This window comes from Variovorax sp. ZS18.2.2, from assembly GCF_024701975.1.
Taxonomy (GTDB): domain Bacteria; phylum Pseudomonadota; class Gammaproteobacteria; order Burkholderiales; family Burkholderiaceae_C; genus Variovorax.
Genome location: NZ_JANLNM010000001.1, coordinates 1,472,205 through 1,488,578, shown reverse-complemented (window position 1 = coordinate 1,488,578; position 16,374 = coordinate 1,472,205). Strand labels below are relative to the sequence as shown.

General features: G+C 64.9%; 18 protein-coding genes. 9 read left to right on the top strand and 9 right to left on the bottom strand.

The genetic code is table 11. The features are described 5' to 3' along the window. Positions 1 to 30: 30 nt before the first annotated feature. The 6 genes from NU688_RS07015 to NU688_RS06990 all read left to right on the top strand — a co-directional run bounded on the left by NU688_RS07015 (position 31) and on the right by NU688_RS06990 (position 5,822). Complete coding sequence (locus tag NU688_RS07015) at positions 31 to 1,908, top strand: M48 family metallopeptidase (protein WP_257859808.1); 1,878 nt, start codon at positions 31 to 33, stop codon at positions 1,906 to 1,908. Positions 1,909 to 1,976: 68 nt separating this feature from the next. Beyond that, positions 1,977 to 3,272 (top strand): MFS transporter, encoded by a 1,296-nt coding sequence (locus NU688_RS07010; protein WP_257859807.1) that lies wholly within the window; start codon positions 1,977 to 1,979, stop codon positions 3,270 to 3,272. Between the two features lie 214 nt (positions 3,273 to 3,486). After that, a complete protein-coding gene (locus NU688_RS07005) occupies positions 3,487 to 3,648 on the top strand; it encodes a hypothetical protein (protein ID WP_257859806.1) in 162 nt (53 codons plus the stop codon). A 163-nt stretch (positions 3,649 to 3,811) separates the two neighbouring features. Further along, complete coding sequence (locus NU688_RS07000; protein WP_257859805.1) at positions 3,812 to 4,015, top strand: hypothetical protein; 204 nt, start codon at positions 3,812 to 3,814, stop codon at positions 4,013 to 4,015. 418 nt (positions 4,016 to 4,433) lie between these two features. Beyond that, entirely contained in the window at positions 4,434 to 5,207 is a 774-nt protein-coding gene (locus NU688_RS06995) for a hypothetical protein (RefSeq protein WP_257859804.1), read from the top strand. Between the two features lie 252 nt (positions 5,208 to 5,459). Then, complete coding sequence (locus tag NU688_RS06990) at positions 5,460 to 5,822, top strand: hypothetical protein (protein ID WP_257859803.1); 363 nt, start codon at positions 5,460 to 5,462, stop codon at positions 5,820 to 5,822. A 22-nt stretch (positions 5,823 to 5,844) separates the two neighbouring features. On the opposite strand, the gene NU688_RS06985 is transcribed toward NU688_RS06990, so the two are convergent. From NU688_RS06985 to NU688_RS06955, 7 genes are all read right to left on the bottom strand, one after another. Next, on the bottom strand, positions 5,845 to 6,423 hold the full coding sequence (locus NU688_RS06985) for a DUF2894 domain-containing protein (RefSeq protein WP_257860533.1): 579 nt from the start codon (positions 6,421 to 6,423) through the stop codon (positions 5,845 to 5,847). Between the two features lie 16 nt (positions 6,424 to 6,439). Next, positions 6,440 to 7,087 carry an OmpA family protein gene (locus NU688_RS06980; RefSeq protein WP_206179211.1) on the bottom strand — a complete coding sequence of 216 codons (648 nt, stop codon included), beginning with the start codon at positions 7,085 to 7,087 and terminating at the stop codon, positions 6,440 to 6,442. Then, positions 7,087 to 9,177: a DUF802 domain-containing protein gene (locus tag NU688_RS06975; protein WP_257859802.1), complete on the bottom strand. Its 2,091-nt coding sequence runs from the start codon at positions 9,175 to 9,177 to the stop codon at positions 7,087 to 7,089. The genes NU688_RS06980 and NU688_RS06975 overlap by 1 nt, the downstream gene beginning before the upstream one ends. 10 nt (positions 9,178 to 9,187) lie before the next feature. After that, a complete protein-coding gene (locus tag NU688_RS06970) occupies positions 9,188 to 9,871 on the bottom strand; it encodes a DUF3348 domain-containing protein (RefSeq protein WP_257859801.1) in 684 nt (227 codons plus the stop codon). A 136-nt stretch (positions 9,872 to 10,007) separates the two neighbouring features. Beyond that, a complete protein-coding gene (locus tag NU688_RS06965; protein WP_257859800.1) occupies positions 10,008 to 10,472 on the bottom strand; it encodes a GNAT family N-acetyltransferase in 465 nt (154 codons plus the stop codon). Positions 10,473 to 10,478: 6 nt separating this feature from the next. After that, positions 10,479 to 11,099: a pyridoxamine 5'-phosphate oxidase family protein gene (locus tag NU688_RS06960; RefSeq protein ID WP_257859799.1), complete on the bottom strand. Its 621-nt coding sequence runs from the start codon at positions 11,097 to 11,099 to the stop codon at positions 10,479 to 10,481. Then, the gene (locus NU688_RS06955; RefSeq protein WP_257859798.1) at positions 11,096 to 12,280 is read right to left on the bottom strand and encodes an MFS transporter; all 1,185 of its coding nucleotides are present in this window, start codon (positions 12,278 to 12,280) and stop codon (positions 11,096 to 11,098) included. Before NU688_RS06955 ends, NU688_RS06960 begins: the two co-directional genes overlap by 4 nt. 78 nt (positions 12,281 to 12,358) lie before the next feature. On the opposite strand from NU688_RS06955, the gene NU688_RS06950 reads away from it, so the two are divergent. Next, complete coding sequence (locus tag NU688_RS06950) at positions 12,359 to 13,261, top strand: LysR substrate-binding domain-containing protein (RefSeq protein ID WP_257859797.1); 903 nt, start codon at positions 12,359 to 12,361, stop codon at positions 13,259 to 13,261. A 79-nt stretch (positions 13,262 to 13,340) separates the two neighbouring features. On the opposite strand, the gene NU688_RS06945 is transcribed toward NU688_RS06950, so the two are convergent. After that, the gene (locus NU688_RS06945; RefSeq protein ID WP_257859796.1) at positions 13,341 to 13,793 is read right to left on the bottom strand and encodes an Lrp/AsnC family transcriptional regulator; all 453 of its coding nucleotides are present in this window, start codon (positions 13,791 to 13,793) and stop codon (positions 13,341 to 13,343) included. A 122-nt stretch (positions 13,794 to 13,915) separates the two neighbouring features. Between NU688_RS06945 and NU688_RS06940 the strand changes: the two genes are divergently transcribed. Then, on the top strand, positions 13,916 to 14,443 hold the full coding sequence (locus tag NU688_RS06940) for an alpha/beta hydrolase (protein WP_257859795.1): 528 nt from the start codon (positions 13,916 to 13,918) through the stop codon (positions 14,441 to 14,443). Positions 14,444 to 14,461: 18 nt separating this feature from the next. On the opposite strand, the gene NU688_RS06935 is transcribed toward NU688_RS06940, so the two are convergent. Beyond that, positions 14,462 to 15,319 carry an NmrA family NAD(P)-binding protein gene (locus tag NU688_RS06935; RefSeq protein ID WP_257859794.1) on the bottom strand — a complete coding sequence of 286 codons (858 nt, stop codon included), beginning with the start codon at positions 15,317 to 15,319 and terminating at the stop codon, positions 14,462 to 14,464. Between the two features lie 121 nt (positions 15,320 to 15,440). Here NU688_RS06935 and NU688_RS06930 point away from each other — a divergent pair, with 121 nt between their 5' ends. Next, positions 15,441 to 16,367 (top strand): LysR family transcriptional regulator, encoded by a 927-nt coding sequence (locus NU688_RS06930; RefSeq protein WP_257859793.1) that lies wholly within the window; start codon positions 15,441 to 15,443, stop codon positions 16,365 to 16,367. Positions 16,368 to 16,374 lie beyond the last annotated feature (7 nt).

Genomic DNA, 16,374 nt, shown 5'->3' with positions numbered 1-16,374 from the left:
CATAGCATTGCCTTCCAGGAGGAGTTACCCATGGCCTTCGCCCGCACGATCCATGCCGATCTGCTTCGCGTGTTTCTTCTGACCCTCGTGTCGCTCTTCGCCATCCCGGCGGCGACGCTGGTCTTCACCGAATACGCACTGCGCTCGCAAGACGCCGAGTTCCTGCAGTCGATCGAGAAACGCATCAGCACCGATGCCCGCCTCAACGCCGCCGACAAGGCGGAGGCCACCGCGTTCTATCGCAGCCACCCGCTCTCCAAGGCCTGCGATGCCACCGCGCCGGAGGACAAGAACTTCCACGACAAGGTGTGCAGCCCCTACTCGATGCAGTGGCAGTTCCACTGGGCCGACCGCGCCGCGCTCTGGACGCTGGCGCTCGGCGCGGCGCTGCTCGCTGCGGCGCTCGTGCTCGGCGCGCTGGCCTTCGCAAATCGGGGCCTGCGCTACGCGAGCTTCGTCGCGGGCTGGCGGCTCATGACGGTGTCGAGCGCCATCGAGGTCGTGCTGCAGAGCGCGATGCTGGTGTGGCTCTCGTTCTGGGTCACGGCCTTCTTCTGGCACAGCTACTACGTCAAGCTGATCATCATTGCCGGCGTCGCGGCCGCGGCGGCCGTGTTCTATGCGGTGTACACGCTCTTCAAGAAGCTGCCTTCGGTCAACGCGATCGACGGCGAGCTCATCGCAGAGGCCGATGCACCGCGCCTGTGGGAGCGCATTCGCCAGCTCGCGGGCCGCGTGAAGACGGCGCCACCCGATCAGATCGTGGCGGGCATCGACACCAACTTCTTCGTGACCGAAGCGCCCATCGAAGTCGCCGGCCGTGCCTTGAACGGCCGCACGCTGTTCGTGAGCCTTCCGCTCCTGCGCGTGCTCGACCAGTCCGAGGCCGATGCGGTGCTGGCCCACGAGCTGGCCCACCTGGGCGGCGGCGACACGCGCAGCAGCGCGGCGCTCGGCCCCAAGCTGCGGCAGTTCGACCAGTACACCTGGAAGATGCGCAGCGGCGGCCTCACCATCGTGGCGCACTACCTGCTGCGCCTCTACCGCATGATCTTCGAGTTCGCCCTGGCGCGCGACAGCCGCGAGCGCGAGTACAAGGCCGATCGCGTGTCCGCGAGCCTCACGGCGCCGAGCGCCATCGTGCAGTCGCTGATCAAGATCTCGGCCTACGCGAGCTACCGCAACGACGTCGAGCAGAAGCTCTTCGCGCAAAACCGCCAGCACGACGGCGCACTGGGCATCGCCCGCTTCGTGGCCGACGGGCTGCCGCCCTATGCGAGTTCCGAGGCGTTCATCGAGACGATGAAGACCGCCGACGTGCCCCATCCCTACGACAGTCATCCGCCCCTGCTCGAACGCATGCGCAATGTCGATCACCATGTGCCCGAGAACGTGTACGGCGCCATCGTCGCGACCGCACCGCAGGCCACCTGGGCCGACGAGATCGAGACGGCGCCGGCGATCGAGCAACGCCTGTGGAGCGAGTACGAGCAGCGCTTCGTGCAGAACCACGAACTGAGCCTCGCCTACCGCTACGAACCCGCCACCGAAGAAGAGCGCATCGTGGTGCTGCGCCACTTTCCGCCGCTCGAGTTCGCGCTGAAGGGCGGCGAGCGCATCGGGGTCGACTACGCGGGCCTGCATCCAAGCGCGGACGGCGGCTCGACCATCGCCTGGGACGAGGTGAAGGGCCTGACCTACAAGGACAGCAGCTTCGGCGACACGCTGATCGTCACGCACCACGACAAGGGCATGCTGGGCGCTCGCACCACCAAGGTCAAGGTGGCGGGCCTCGGCAAACAGAAAGACAACTTCAGGGGCGCCGTCGGCCACTACTGGCAGCGCCACCAGGTCATGAGGGCGCAGCAGAAAGAAGAAAAAGAAGAAGAAAAAGACCAGGCGTCCTGAGCATCCTTCCCTTCACCTGTCACCGGACAGGCTCCACAAAAACCTTCACATAACAGGAGACATATACCGTGAACCCCGTCGAACAAAGAACCATCTCGAAGATGAGCTGGCGGCTCTTGCCGCTGTTGATGATCAGCTACTTCATCGCCTACCTCGATCGCGTGAACCTCGGCTTTGCCGGCTCCGCAATGTCCAAGGACCTGGACTTCACCTCCACCGTGTTCGGCAACGCGGCCGGCATTTTCTTCCTCGCGTATTTCCTCTTCGAGGTGCCGAGCAACATGGCGCTGGAGCGCTTCGGCGCGCGCCGCTGGATCGCCCGCATCATGTTCAGCTGGGGCATTCTTTCCGCGGCCCAGGCCTGGGTGGGCGGCTCGACCAGCTTCAACGTCGTGCGCTTCCTGCTCGGCATTGCCGAAGCCGGTTTCTTTCCGGGCGTCATCTTCTACATCACGCTCTGGTTTCCGGCCGCCTACCGCGCGCGCATCGTGGGCTGGTTCATGTTCGCGATCCCGATCTCCACGGTGATCGGCTCACCGATCTCGGGCTTCATCCTCAACATGGACGGCTTTGGCGGCATGCACGGCTGGCAGTGGCTCTTCATCCTCGAGGCGATTCCCTCGCTGATCCTGACCTTCTTCATCCTGTTCTACCTGCCCGACGGCCCGAAGGATGCGAAGTGGCTCTCGAATGAAGAGCGCGACTGGCTGCAGCACACGCTCGACGGCGAGCGCCGCAGCCGCGAAGCGCTGCACACCATTTCGTGGAGGCAGGCGCTGCTGAATCCGCGCGTGATCGGCCTGGGGTTCGTCTACATGGGCATCACCGTGCCGCTGTATGGCCTGAGCTTTTTCCTGCCGCAGATCATCAAGGGCTTCGGCGGCCTGGGCAACGTGGAGATCGGCTTCATCAACGCCTTTCCGTACCTGATCGGTGCCATCGCGATGGTGTTCTGGACCCGCGCCTCCGATGCGAAGAAGGAGCGCAAGTGGTTCCTGTTGATCCCGCTCGCGTGCATCTTCGTGGGCCTCGTTGCGGCCGCAGAAACCAGCGCGCCCATCCCCAAGATGGCGGCCGTGACGCTCGCCGCGTTCGGCATCTTCAGCGCGCTGCCGATGTTCTGGACGCTGCCCACCGCGATCCTGAGCGGCACCGCGGCCGCGGCCGGCATCGCGTGGATCAACTCCATCGGCAACCTCGGCGGCTACATCGGCCCGACGATCTTCGGCGCGCTGAAGGACCGCATGGGCAACGACATCTACGCGGTGATCTTTCTCGCGCTGCTGTCGGCGGTGGCGTTCGTGCTGGTGCTGGTCATCGGGCACGATGCGCGGGCGGAACAGGCGGCGACGGGTCGAACCTGAGCGCAGCATCCCGAATGCCATGACCAGAAGCCGCACACTCCTGCTTCCCCTTCTGCTCCTTGCCTCGGCAAGTTGCTTGGCTTCGTGGCGCATCGAAACTGATCGCTCCACGGCCGAAAAACACGGTCTGTTCGAGATACGGTAAGAGGCACGCAGCTTTGTCGCGAAGGAGAACGCCATCACGCACAGCGGGTGGGTGGCGCTCGATCCGAACATGAAAGTTCTGGTCCCCAGGTGCAGTGTTCCGCTCGAAACGAAATGGACGCCCAAGAGCTACGGGTTGACGGGGCGCAACGTCATGGTCACCTGCACACGGGCCGTGGGCACCACCCTGCAGAAATGGCATGTGAACGTGCCGGTCACGCGAAACAAGTAGAACCTGACCAGCCTCGGGCATTTCAGCGCACTACGCCGAGTTCATCTGCGAGTCGCCGAATCTTCCGGCGTCGCTCACCAGCGCGAAGGTCTATGCGGCCTGGGCTGGCAGCACGTCGGTAAGGGTGCTCGGGCTCCTGTTCATTCGCAAGCGGTTCGTGAGGATGGGCCTTCTGCCTATCGCCGCCGATGCCCTGCTCGGCTTCGACGGACTCGGCCACTCCGCGCTGGCGCCGATGGCCTGGCACGCACACGCAGCGAGCATCACGATCCTCTCGGAAGTCGTTGCCGCGGAGCTGCTGCTTGCAGCCACGGTTAGCCTGCTGGTGTTGCGGTTGTGCGAGCGGCGCCGGGCATCGCTTCGCTGAACCTCTCCCCGCGGCTCAGCCGGATTTGCTGCGCGCAACCTTCTTGCCGCCCTCGGCGCGCGGCGCATCGTTGCGCGCAGGCGCATTCGCCTGATCGACCCACAGCAACGCGTCGACGTACGGCGTGAACAAAGTGAGTATTCCAACGACAGATTGCGCATCAGCGTAAATGGCATATCGATCGCAAAGATTTCGTGTATTAGAGAAACATTTCGGAAATTAATTACACACGAGTGTTTCACGAAAAATCCCGCACACTAGCTCTGCTTCCCATACTCAACGTTCATGTGAAGTTTTCAAGATTCTCAAATCAATCTACACATTGACACTCAAAGAAAATCCAATGTAGACTTGAAATTCACTCTTGTGACTCATAAAAATGACTCAGTGAATTATTGATCATTTCAAATGATCCAGAGTGGCTACTGCAATTTTTCAACAAGGGAGTTTTATTGTGTCTGTCAAAAATTTTACGCACACCCAGGGCGCTCCAAAAAAAAGAACAAGGCGAACGGCGGCTCAAATTTCTTTGGTACTCATGCTACATACCGCATTGCTTGCCTCGACCACCTCGGCAATGGCGGTCACCACATGCATTCCAGAGACTTACAACGCTTCAGTGAACGCTACACCGTATGCACCAGGGTTTAGTTTTTGGGGGTCACCCACTCCTACCGTTTTTTTGGCGACATTGACAAATTCGGGCGCCACTGTATCGAACGCTCAACCGTTGCCCGTCGGAACGCAGTTGCAATTTCAAATTGCCGTTGGCTATCATTCGGGGCACGTAGGTGGCGCTCCATCCCCACTCCTGACTAGCGCAACGTTTGTCATTAATTCGATTGATCCAGCACTCAGTTGCACTGGGTTTTATGAAAATCAAACCCTCACTAAAGTTGTGACGCCAATGAATACCAATAATATTGCAAACTTTACGGCATCACCGGATTACCCAGCAAGTGTGGCGTTCAACATTAATTGCAGCTTGCAAACCCCACTTGCAGTGGGTCAGCAAGCATTAATTAAACTGAGCGCAAACGGTCTTTCAGACGCTGCTGGAAATCCGCGGCCAAACAACTCTTGTGGCATGGGGTTTATTTCCGAAGCCAAAACACTTCTTCCGCCTAACTACGTAAATTCGGCCCCCAGTGCTCCTGATCGTATTGTTACTCCTTGGTCTCCGTGCCCCTGACGCAGGTTTCTGGATCCAAGCGGATCGCTTAAGGTTGTCCGAATTAAATATTTAAAAAATAAACTTCAGGTTTAATTATTTCATCGATGCAATCGGAGTGATTGATTTTTTCGAATCAATATTTCAATTGTGTCGACGTATTTTTATCTACCTGACCTTGAAAATAAAAAAAGCTTTTGCTGTTGCCATTGCATCTTTTCTGTCCCGATGACTGCACAACCTCAAGCCCGCCTATTTTTCGCGTTGGCAGCGATGTACTTCCTGACCAGCCTCGGGCACTTCAGTCACAACGCCGAGTTCATCTGCGAGTACCCGAACCTTCCCGCCTCGCTCACCAGCGCGAAGGTCTATGCGGCCTGGGTCGGCATCACGTCGGTGGGGGTGCTCGGGTTCCTGCTCATCCGCAAGCAGTTCGTCATGACGGGCCTGCTCCTTGTCGCCGTCTATGCCGTGCTGGGCTTCGACGGGCTCGCGCACTACACCTTGGCCCCCATGGAATTGCACAGCCCCGTCGCGAACATCACGATCCTGTCGGAAGTCGCTGCCGCAGCGCTGCTCCTTGCGGCCACGGTGTATCTGTTGGGGTCGCGATGGCGCCAGAGGCACCGGGGCTGACCCGCCCCCTGCCGTCCGCGGCTCAGCCGGATTTGCCGCGCGCAGCCTTCTTGCCACCCTCGGCGCGCGGCGCATCGTTGCCGGCCGGCGCATTCGCCTGATCGACCCACAGCAACGCATCGACATACGAGACGAACCGATTGAGGTATTCCGGCGAAAGCTCGCGCATCAGCGTGAGGGATTGATGCACGAGGTTGTGCGAATTGAGCGGGCCGGCGTTCTGCGGCAGCTTCGCCAGCGATTGCGTCAGCCGCCGTTCGGCGCTGAGCTTCGACCATGTGCTCCGGAAAAACGGGAGCACCTTCAATTCGTTGGTCGCCGGGTCCATCCGTTCGGACGATGCGTGACGCACGAGGTGGTCGGTCAGTTCCGCCAGCGGCCCGCGCGCAGATCGCTCGCCTGCGACGACTTCCGCATCCGGAATCTTTTCAAGATCCTCGCCGTAGGCTGCAAGCAGCGCGGTGACCTTCTCGTCCAGGATGCGCCGCGCCTCCCCGCCGTGGTCGGCCGCGCGCTTGGCCAATGTCTCGATGAAATGAAAGCGCACCGGATCGAGGCGATGCGCCCCGCGCTCGCGCCATGCGCCGAGCGTTGCCTCCATTCCGATGGCGTCCTCACTACTCACGAGGCTTTGTCTTCGCGTCCGAACGCTTCGGCGTGGGCGCCATCTCCACGCGACGGTTCCTGGAGCGTCCGTCGGCATCGGCATTCGACGCCACCGCCTGCTCGGCGCCGAACGCCGCGGCAAAGATCGCGGACGACGGAATGCCCTCCTCGATCAGCGTGCGGGTCACCGTCAGCGCGCGCTGGGCCGAGAGTTCCCAGTTGTCCGCGAACTGGCGGTTGCCGCCGCGCACCTGCCGGTCGTCGGTGAAGCCGCTCACCATCAGGATCTCGTCGCGGGCCTGGAGGTAGGCCGTGAGCGGCGCAGCCAGGCTCTTGAGCAGTTGCCGGCCCTCGGGCTGCAGTTCGGCGGAGTTCAACGCGAACAGCACGCTGCCGCTGATGCCGATGCGCCCGTTGTTCAGCGTCACGCGGCCCGCCGCGAGCGGCCCGGCCAGCGCCTGCTCGAGCGTCTGCAGCCGCTCGGCCTCGACCCTGCGCTGCTTGACCTCGGCTTCGAGCTTGGTCGCGAGCTCGAGCTGCATGCCGATCACGCACACCAGGATCAGCACGAAGGCGCCCAGCAGGCCGGACATCAGGTCGCCGAAGACGGCCCATACCGGGACCGATGCCTCGGTGCCGGCGTCGAGGTCCTCGGTCATCACGCTTCGCTGCCCGCGGTGGCTCGCTGAACCGCGAGTTGCTGCAGGTCTTCGACGATCTGCTTCTGCGACATGATGCTCAGGTCGATGACCTCGCGGGCCTGCGCCACGTAGTACGCCAGTTGCTCGTCGCTGCGCGCGATGGACTTGCCGAGCGCAGCTTCGATGCGCTGCAGGTGCGCGCTCATCTTGTCGTTCGATTCGGCAAAGAGCTTCACCGCGAAGCCGAAGGCCTCGCCCAGGCTCGCGACCTCGACGGCGCTGCCGGTGATCTGCGCGGCGACGTCGGCCATCTTTCCGGTTTCGGTGTCGACCTTGTCGGTGAAGCGCGAGCCCACGCGGTCCAGCAGGTCCGCCGAGGTGGCCACGAGCGCATCGATGGCGCTGCGCTGTTCAGTGGAGGCGTGGTTCACCGCGTCGAGCAGCGTCTCCAGCGTGCCGAGGATGCGGCTGCGCTCGTCGAGCATCGCGTTGTCGCGCGCCATGCTGTCCGAGAGTTTCTGGCGCAGCTCGGCGATCACTTCGGCCGCGGCGCGCGGCGCCTCGGAGGCGGCCTGCATGAGCTGGCCGATTTCGGCGATGGTGCTCTTCGCGTGCGCTTCGCTTTGGGCGGAGATGTCGCTGGCGGTCTGCGCGAGCGTCTTGCAGATTTCCTGCTGCTGGGTCTCGCTGCGCGCGCCGGCCTGCTGCCATTCCTGCTGGAGCGACACGGCCATCGCTTCGAGCGACTGGGTCCATGCGGCCAGCCGCTGCTGGTCGCGCGATGCCATCTCGGCCTGCAGGTCGGTGTGCGCCTGACCCACCGTGTTCAGCAGCGAAGCCGAGTGTTGTTCGAAAGTGGCTGCGGCGGCGGTCAGTGCGCGGTGCGTGTCGCCCGAGAGGGTTTCGCTCGCACGTTCGTGCTGCGCGAGCGCGCTGCGCCAGTTGTCGGACACGCGCTCGACCGTGGTTTCGAGGCGGGCGGAAACGCCGTCCACCAGCGAAGCCGAGCGCTGCTCGAAGGTCTGGGTGAACTGGTCGAGCGCGGTGCGCAGGTCCTTGGCTTGCGCCTCGCTCGTGCGTTGTTGCCCGGCGAGTGCGGTCTTCCAGATGTCCGCCACGGTGGTGGTGTTGGTCTCGAAGCGGGTGGAGAGGCCGTCGAGTTGCCGCTGCACGCCCTGCTCGACCGTGGCGTGCAGCGCGGCCGTCTCGCGTGCGATGCCGGCCATGGTGGCTTCGACCACCGGCTGGATCGTCGCGCCGGCGATGCGGGCGCTGTCGGCCAGGCCCTCTTTCAGCGACTGGCCGACGGATGAAGCCAGGCCCGCGTACACGGCCTCGGCCTTGCCGTGGAAGCTGTCCTGGCTGGAGATCAGGCGTTCGTTCAAGGCCTGGCTCTGACGCTCCATCGTCGCCATCATCAGTTGCAGGCGGTCGACCAGCACGGGCATCGCCTCGCCCTGGCGCTGCAGCAGCTTGAAGGACTCTTCGCGCTGATGGGCCTGCGAGAAGACGCGCAAGGTGGTGGCGATCCGCGCGTCGAGCAGTTGCCCGGCCTGCATCCTGTCGCGCCGGCTCAGGGCCGACAGAAGGCCCAGCGTCGCCGATGTCGCCACGCCCGCGAGCGAGGTGCCGAAGGCCACGCCCAGCCCCTTGACCGGCGCGGCCAGCGAGGCGCGCATGGCCTGCAGGTCCGACGCGCTCTCCAGCGCCGTGCCCGTGCCGTTCAGCGTGACCACCATGCCGAGGAAGGTGCCCAGCATGCCCAGCAGCACCAGCAAGCCCGCGAGGTACGGCGTGAGGCTCGGGCCGGGCAAGCCGACGCGCTCGCCTTCGATACGCAGGCGCACCGCATTGCGCAGCGACGGATGCAGCTTGTCGAGCCATTCGCCCAGGCTGGCGGGCGGCGCGGTCATGTCCGTGACTGCATGGGTCAGCGTGGTCGTGGCCTGCCCGAAGCGGTGCAGCTCCAGCGCACCCACCACATAGAACGCGCCGATGAGCACGGTGATCGCCAGCGCCAGCGGGTTCGAGCCGATGTACCCGATGCCGACCCAGCAGACTGCGGCCAGGCCGACGACGAAGACGATGCGATGAAGAAGTTGGGTCATGAAACTCTGGTTAGCTCGCGCGAAGGGCTTCGAGCAGCCCTTCGACCGGTTGAAATCGGACGTCCATCTCGGCGAGCAGCACGTCGTGCATGTCCTTGCGGAACACGGCCAGCCACACGCCGGGTTCGGCCTCGCTGTCGGCGTCGGCACTGGCGTTGGCATCGGCCCGGCCCAAGCGCTTGAAATGCTTCTCGAGCGTCGCCGGGATGCTCGCCAGCAGCCGATGCTCCTGCGCGCTCAACACCTGCTCCATGACCACGTCCACCGCCGCCAGCCGCGCCATGTCGGGCGAGCGCGTCGCCAGCGTCGAACGCAGGCGGCCGCGCAAGGGCGCGATGCTCGTCTCCATGGCCTGCTGCCTGGCGTGGTAGCGCCTGCGGTAGGCAGCGAAGTCGGTCGTGTTGTCCCGGGAAACGCTGTGCATGTCTTCCGCGATGGCGTTGGCCATCGCGGTCCGCACACGCTCGCATTCGCGTGCTTCGGGGTTGCCAGCCACGCGCGCGCCAGAAGACGCAGCAGTCAGGCCGCCGTTCAACGCTGCAGAAAGGGAGATGGCATCGGTCCAGCCGAGCCATTGACTCAATCGATCCGCAAAAGCCTGTTTGGGCTCGGGGACTTCGATGTCGGTCAGGCGAGCGAGCAAGCGAATCAGCGCCGAGCCGGTGAAGCCTGTGCGCCTTGACACTTGCACCATTACCGCCACTTGGAAAAACCTGGCAGTCTACACTGCCGACTCCCCCTGGATGGCCCTCGAACCACTGGCGGTTGCTTTGAGTGACATCTTGCTGAACATCGAAACACAGTGGCCTGTTCAGCCCCGAAAACAGGTGTCAAAGCCCGAGCTTGTAGCCCTCGTGGCTCGCAACGAAGCCGAGCTTTTCGTAGAAGCGATGCGCGTCCGGACGGCCCTTGTCCGTGGTCAGTTGCACCAGCGTGCAGCCGCGCGCCCTGCACTGCGCAATGGCCCACTCGAACATCTGCTGACCCACGCCCGAACCGCGCAACGTCTCCGCAATGCGGACCGCCTCGATCTGCCCACGCCACGCGCCCGTCCGCGCGATGCCCGGTATGAACGACAGCTGCAAGGTGCCGACCACGGCGCCCGCCTCGTCCACCGCGACTGCGAGTTGCTGATTCGCATCGGCCTCGATGGCGTTGAATGCCGCGAGGTACCGCGCATCCAGCGTCGGCCCCGTCACTTCGCGGCGGCGCCCCAGTTCGTCGTTCGCCAGCAGCTCGACGATGGCGGGAAGATCGGCCAGCGCCGCGGTGCGAAAAGCGATGTGGTTGTCCATGATCTTTCAGTACAAGGTCGACTGCTGCCTTGCCGGCAACTCACGGTCGTAGGTCACCCCATCGAATGCCGCATCGGTCAGCGCCGAAAGAATGGCCCCGGCCGTCGGCACTTCGCGCTTTGCATCCGCCGCCACGGGCGCCCAGAGCTTCGAGCGCTGGATCGCGCGAGCGCACTGGAAGTACACCGTTTCCACCTGCACCTCGATCACGCACTGCGGCAGCTTGCCTTCCATTGCGAAGCGCGCCATGACATCCGGCGCGACAGTGATACGCGCGCGTCCGTTCACGCGCAGCGTTTCGCCGACACCGGGAATCAGGAAGAGCAAGGCCACGCGCGGATCGGCCACGATGTTGCGCAGGCTGTCGATGCGGTTGTTGCCGCGGCGCTCGGCCATGAGCAATGTCTTCTCGTCCTGCACCACCACGAAGCCCGGCGGGTCGCCGCGCGGCGATGCATCGAGGCCACCGGGGCCGAGGGTGGCGAGCACCGCGAAGGGCGAAGCGGCAATCAGCGCCTGGTAGCTCGGGTGCAGGTACGGCACTTCTTTCTTGAGCGAGGCCTCGCCCGGCTGGCCGAACAGGGCTTCGAGCTGCTCGACGGTTTCGATGGCATGGGACCTTGTCATGACGTTCGCTCCTGCGAGTGAGATGGTGTCGATTGTGGCGATGGATTTCGCCCGCAGGCCAGCGCCATGATGGCCAGCAGCACGGCGGCAATGCCATAGAGCCACGGCGGCGATGCGACCGGCAGCAGCAGCCCCGCGATGAGCGGCCCGGCGCCGGCGCCGATGTCGCGCCACACGGAGCGCGCGGCCAGCGCCTGCACACGCTCGGGCCCCGGCGTGCGGCGCGCCACGATGGGCGACAGCAAGGGCAGCTGCAAGGCGCGCAGCACAACGATCAGCGCCGCGCAGCTCCACAGCCAGCCGAGGCCGAAGCCCACGAGCGCGATCGCCGTCACGAGCGAGAGGCTCACCAGCAGCCGCTCCGCGCCGAAGCGGTCCGCCAGGTGCCCGCCGACCGGGCTCAGGAAAATCTCCGCGAGGTAGCGCAGCGCCATCAGCAGGCCGGCCACGATCACCGCGCCGCCCGGCAGCAGGTCCTTGCCGAGGTACGAGAGGCCGACGATGAAAAGCCCGTCGAGCGCCAGCCCTTCCATGAACGACCAGCCATCGAGGCTGTTGGGCCACTGGAAGCGCCGCGTGGGTTTTTCCGTGCGATGCGGCGCCGAGGGCAGCCGCCGGGCCGCGAACACCGCCAGCAGCGAGAACACCGCGAGGATGCCGAAGATCGCGCGCGGCCCGACCCAGTGCGCCATCAACGCGCCCAGGGGCAGCGCCAGCACCGGCCCCATGGCGATGAACGCGCGCGAGCGGCCGTTGCGGCGCGCGGCGCCGACCGGGTCGGCCGTGGCCAGCGCCTGGGTCGACAGGTTGAGCGCCGCGAAGCACAGCCCCCACATCAGCCGCAGCGGCAAGAGCGCCCAGAAGCCCGAGAGCGTCGCGTAGCCCACCCCGCAGACGGCGGCGGCCACGACGGCGATGGTGCAGGTCGGCCGGTCGCCGTTGCGCGCATAGAAGCGCGCCACCCAGCGGTACCCGGCGATGCGCACCAGCCGGTTGGCCGCGAGCAGCATGCCGGCTTCGGCCAGCGTCACGCCGAACTGGTCGGCGTACATCGGCAGCAAGAGGTAGAGAACGACGTCGGCCGGCAGCGAAAGCCCGAGCGCGATGGCTGCGTGGCGGGAATTCAGGTCGGTGGCGCTGGGCGCGGGGGCGGGAGCAGGTGTGGGGGGCGTTGAAGGCATCGAGACCGCATGGTGCGCCGCGGCACCGCGGGCTGACAAACGAGATTAACGCCCCTCATGCGTGAGAAAATTGCACGCATGCCGCTTCGAGAACCGCCCCTCAACGCCGTGCGCGCCTTTGTCGCCGCGGCCCGCCACCAGAGCTTCACGCGTGCGGCAGAAGAGCTTCATGTCACGCACAGCGCGGTGAGCCGGCAGATCAAGAGCCTTGAAGAATGCCTGGGCGTCGCGCTGTTCGAGCGCCGTATCCGGCAGGTAGCGCTCACCGCGGAAGGCCAGCAGTTCTTCGCGGAGGCCGGACCGGCGCTGGCGCAGATCCATGCCGCGGCCCAGGCGCTGCAGACGCAAGGCCCGGCCCGCGCGGTGCGGATCAACGTGCGGCCCTCGTTTGCCGTGCGCTGGCTGATCCCGCGGCTGCCGTCGTTCGTCGAGCGCCATCCCGACATCGAGCCGCAGGTCGTCACCAGCACGGTGATGCCGGAGCAGGCCACAGGCAGCTTCGACATCGCGGTGCGCCGCGGGCTCGAGGGCTGGCCCTCCTCCGCCGACGTGCATCCCTTTCTCGAAGACGAGGTGCTGGTGGTCGGCGCGCCCGCCTTGTTTAAAACGCATCCGCTGGCCGACCTGCGCGCGCTGGCATCGCACGTGCAGCTCTCGGCCAAGACGCGCAAGGACGACTGGGACGCCTGGAAGAAGCAGGTCGGCGCGCCGCGCACGAGGCCGGCGGGCCGCCTGCAGTTCGACCACCTGCACTTCGTGCTGCAGGCCGCGGTCGATGGACTGGGCATCGCCCTCGCGCCAACCTCGCTCGTCGCGCACGACCTGGCCTCGGGCCGGCTGCAATCGCCACTGCCCGCACTGCGCATGACGCTCGATCGCTACTACTACGGCCTCGCCCCCGGCGCCGCGCCGGAAGCGCGGCATGTGGCGGCATGGCTCGAGGAGATGCTGCCTTCGTTCAGCCCGCCAGCGCCCGGATGACTTCGACCTGACCTTGCCCTTGCGAACGGCGGCGCCGCTTCGGCCTGAAACGGGCGAAGCAGACCCGCTCGATTCGGCGTTACGGTGCCCGGACTGTTTTTGAGGGATAGCTCTCCAGAACGACGGCAGTCGACACGGCGCCAAACTCGGAGAGCGCGTCGATCACGCTCTCCAGCTGCGACATCCGAGCGACGACCACACGCACAAGAAAGCAATCGTCACCGGTGATCCGATGCGCCTCGATGACTTCGGGCATTGCCTCGAAGGCATGCAGACACTGTTTGATCTGAGCATGCGTGGTTCGCAGTCGCATCAGCGCAGACGTGTGCAGGCCCGTCAACGCCAGATTGATCCTTGCTGCGTATCCCTCGATGACACCCGACTCTTCCAACCGCCTGATGCGGGCCGTGACAGCCGGTTGAGACAGACCCACTTTCTTGCCAAGCTCCGTGTTCGTGACGCGCGCGTTGGCCTGCAGCGCCTCCATGATTTTCCAGTCCAGCTTGTCAAGTGGTGTCTGCTTTGATTTCATTTGTATGGCATTCGAAATTCGAATGATCCGGGCGCTGCCGGGCGATGTTTTCGTTGGATTTCAGATGGTGTCCGACCTCCCGAATTTTTACACTGATGCCTTCGCACAAGGAGGTTACGCAAATGGACTGTCCCGTCTTGGTCATACCTGGCCACGGAAACTCCGGCCCTTCGCACTGGCAGAGCATCTGGCAGGCGAGCAGCCCGCGGTGGCACCGGCTGGAGGTTGAAGACTGGGACCATGCGATCTGCGACGACTGGGTGTCGGCCATCCATCGACAGGTCACGGAATTGGGCCGCGATACGTTGATCGTGGCTCACAGTCTGGGTTGCCTGGCACTGGTGCACTGGGCGGCCCGTCAAGCACTGCAGATCCGAGGCGCCTTGCTTGTCGCCGTACCGGACCCTTCCGCGCCGGCATTCCCCGCTTCCACGTCGATCGGATTCACGCCGCTGCCATTGCAGCCGCTACCGTTTCGCAGCACATTGGTCACCAGCACCGACGACCCCTATGGCAGCGCATCCTATGCGCGCGCATGCGCGGACGCCTGGGGCAGCAAGTTCGTCGAGGCAGGGGCGCGCGGGCACCTGAATTCAAGCAGCGGCCTGGGCGACTGGCCGGAAGGGTACAAGCTGCTGCAGGAACTGTGATCTGCCGGCTGCCGTCACTCAGTCCACCAACGACCGGATGACCTCGACGAGACCGACCTTGCCCTTGCGCACGTCTGCATCGCCGCCCTCGAAGGTGATCCATCCCTCGTTGAAGCCGTCGAGCATCTGGATGCGCGGCATCGGGTCCTTCATTCCCTGTGCGAGGAACAGTGACCCCCAGGTCTCGCGCGGCACCGCCTCGGCCTGAACCGGGCGTCCCAGCACCTGGGCCAACGCCGCGGCGATCGCGTGCTGGCTCACACGTTCGGGGCCTTCGAGTTCGACGATGCGTTCGACGGCGCCATCCTGCACCAGCAGTTCCGCCGCCACCCGGCCCACGTCGGCGGTGGCGACCATCGGCACGGCCCTGTCGAGCGGCTGCAGGAAGCTGGAGAGAACGCCCTTCTCACGCGCCGGCGCGATGTCCCAGGCCAGGTTCTCGAGAAACCATGCGGGCCGCAAAAAGGTGATTGGCAACGGCAGTGCGACCAGCGCTTCTTCCATCAGGCTGCGCTGGCTCAGCAGGTTCGGCTGCGCGGCCTGCGCGCCGACGGTCGAGAGGCAGATCACGCGGGCCGGCTGCGCTTCGGTGAGCGCCTGACGCACGGCGGCGATGACCGCCCTGGCCTCCGGAAACCCCGGCGCGGGATCGAAGTTCGGCGGCGGCAGGATGAACACGCCCCGGACACCCGCGAAGGCGCGCGCCAGAGCCTCTGCATCGTTCATGTCGGCGAGGGCGACTTCGCAGCCCAGGTCGGACCAGGCCTTGCCCTTGGACGCGTCGCGAACGACCGCGCGAACGGACTGCCCCTGGGCCAGCAAGGTGCGCGCGACGGCGCCGCCGACGTTGCCTGTGATACCGGTGATTGCGTACATGAGACTTTCCTTCTTTCTTCCAGTGAATCGATTGCGATGGAAGGAATGTAGGAATCTGGCGTCTTTGAGTAAAGCGATCCAGAGGCATATCATTCATGACACCCGATCACGAATTGAAAAGATGGCACTCGACGGACGACTCCTCTCCAACGTGGGCGTGCTCGCCGCTGTCGTCGAAGGCGGCAGCTTCGCGAGTGCGGCCAATGCCCTGGGCCTCACGCCCTCGGGCGTCAGCCGCGCCATCGCACGGCTGGAGGCGCGCATCGGCGTGCGCCTGTTCGACCGCACGACGCGCTCGCTCAACCTCACGGACGAAGGCCGGCTGCTCTATGCCAACGTCAATCCGCTGGTGCTGGGCATCGAGGACGCGGTGACCATCGCGGCCGGATCGTCCGGTGCGGTGCGCGGGCGCTTGCGTGTCAACACCGACGCCTTTACCTCGCGCCTCCTGCTCGCGCCGCACCTCCCGCGCTTTCTCGACCAATACCCGGAGCTGTCGCTCGATCTTGTCGCGCGCGACCAGCTCGGCGACCTCGTGGCCGAAGGATTCGATATCGCAGTGCGCTTCGGCGAACCACCCTCCTCGTCGCTGGTCGCGCGCAAGCTCATGGACACGCGCATCGTCACCGTGGCCACGCCGGGCTATCTGAAGCGGCACGGCCGCCCAGCCAAACCGGCGGACCTCGTGAACCACGCATGCCTGCAGGTGCGCAACCCGGTCACGGGGCAGCCCTACACATGGGAGTTCCAGCGCGGCCGCAGGCTCGTCAAGGTGCCCACCACCGGCCGGCTGCTGCTGACCGATGCGGGCACCATCCTCGCCTCCGCGCTCGCGGGCGTCGGCGTTGCGCAGATCAAGGCGGTGGGCATCCAGCAGCAGTTGGACAGCGGCGAGTTCGTCGACCTGTTTCCCGACTGGCCCGACGAGCGCTTTCCGCTCTATGCGCTGTATCCGTCGCGCCACCTGCCAGCGGCGAAGGTGCGGGCCTTCATCGATTTCGTGATGGCGGCGATTGCTCCCGAAGCGAAGGCGAAGACCTCACGCTGACACGCTG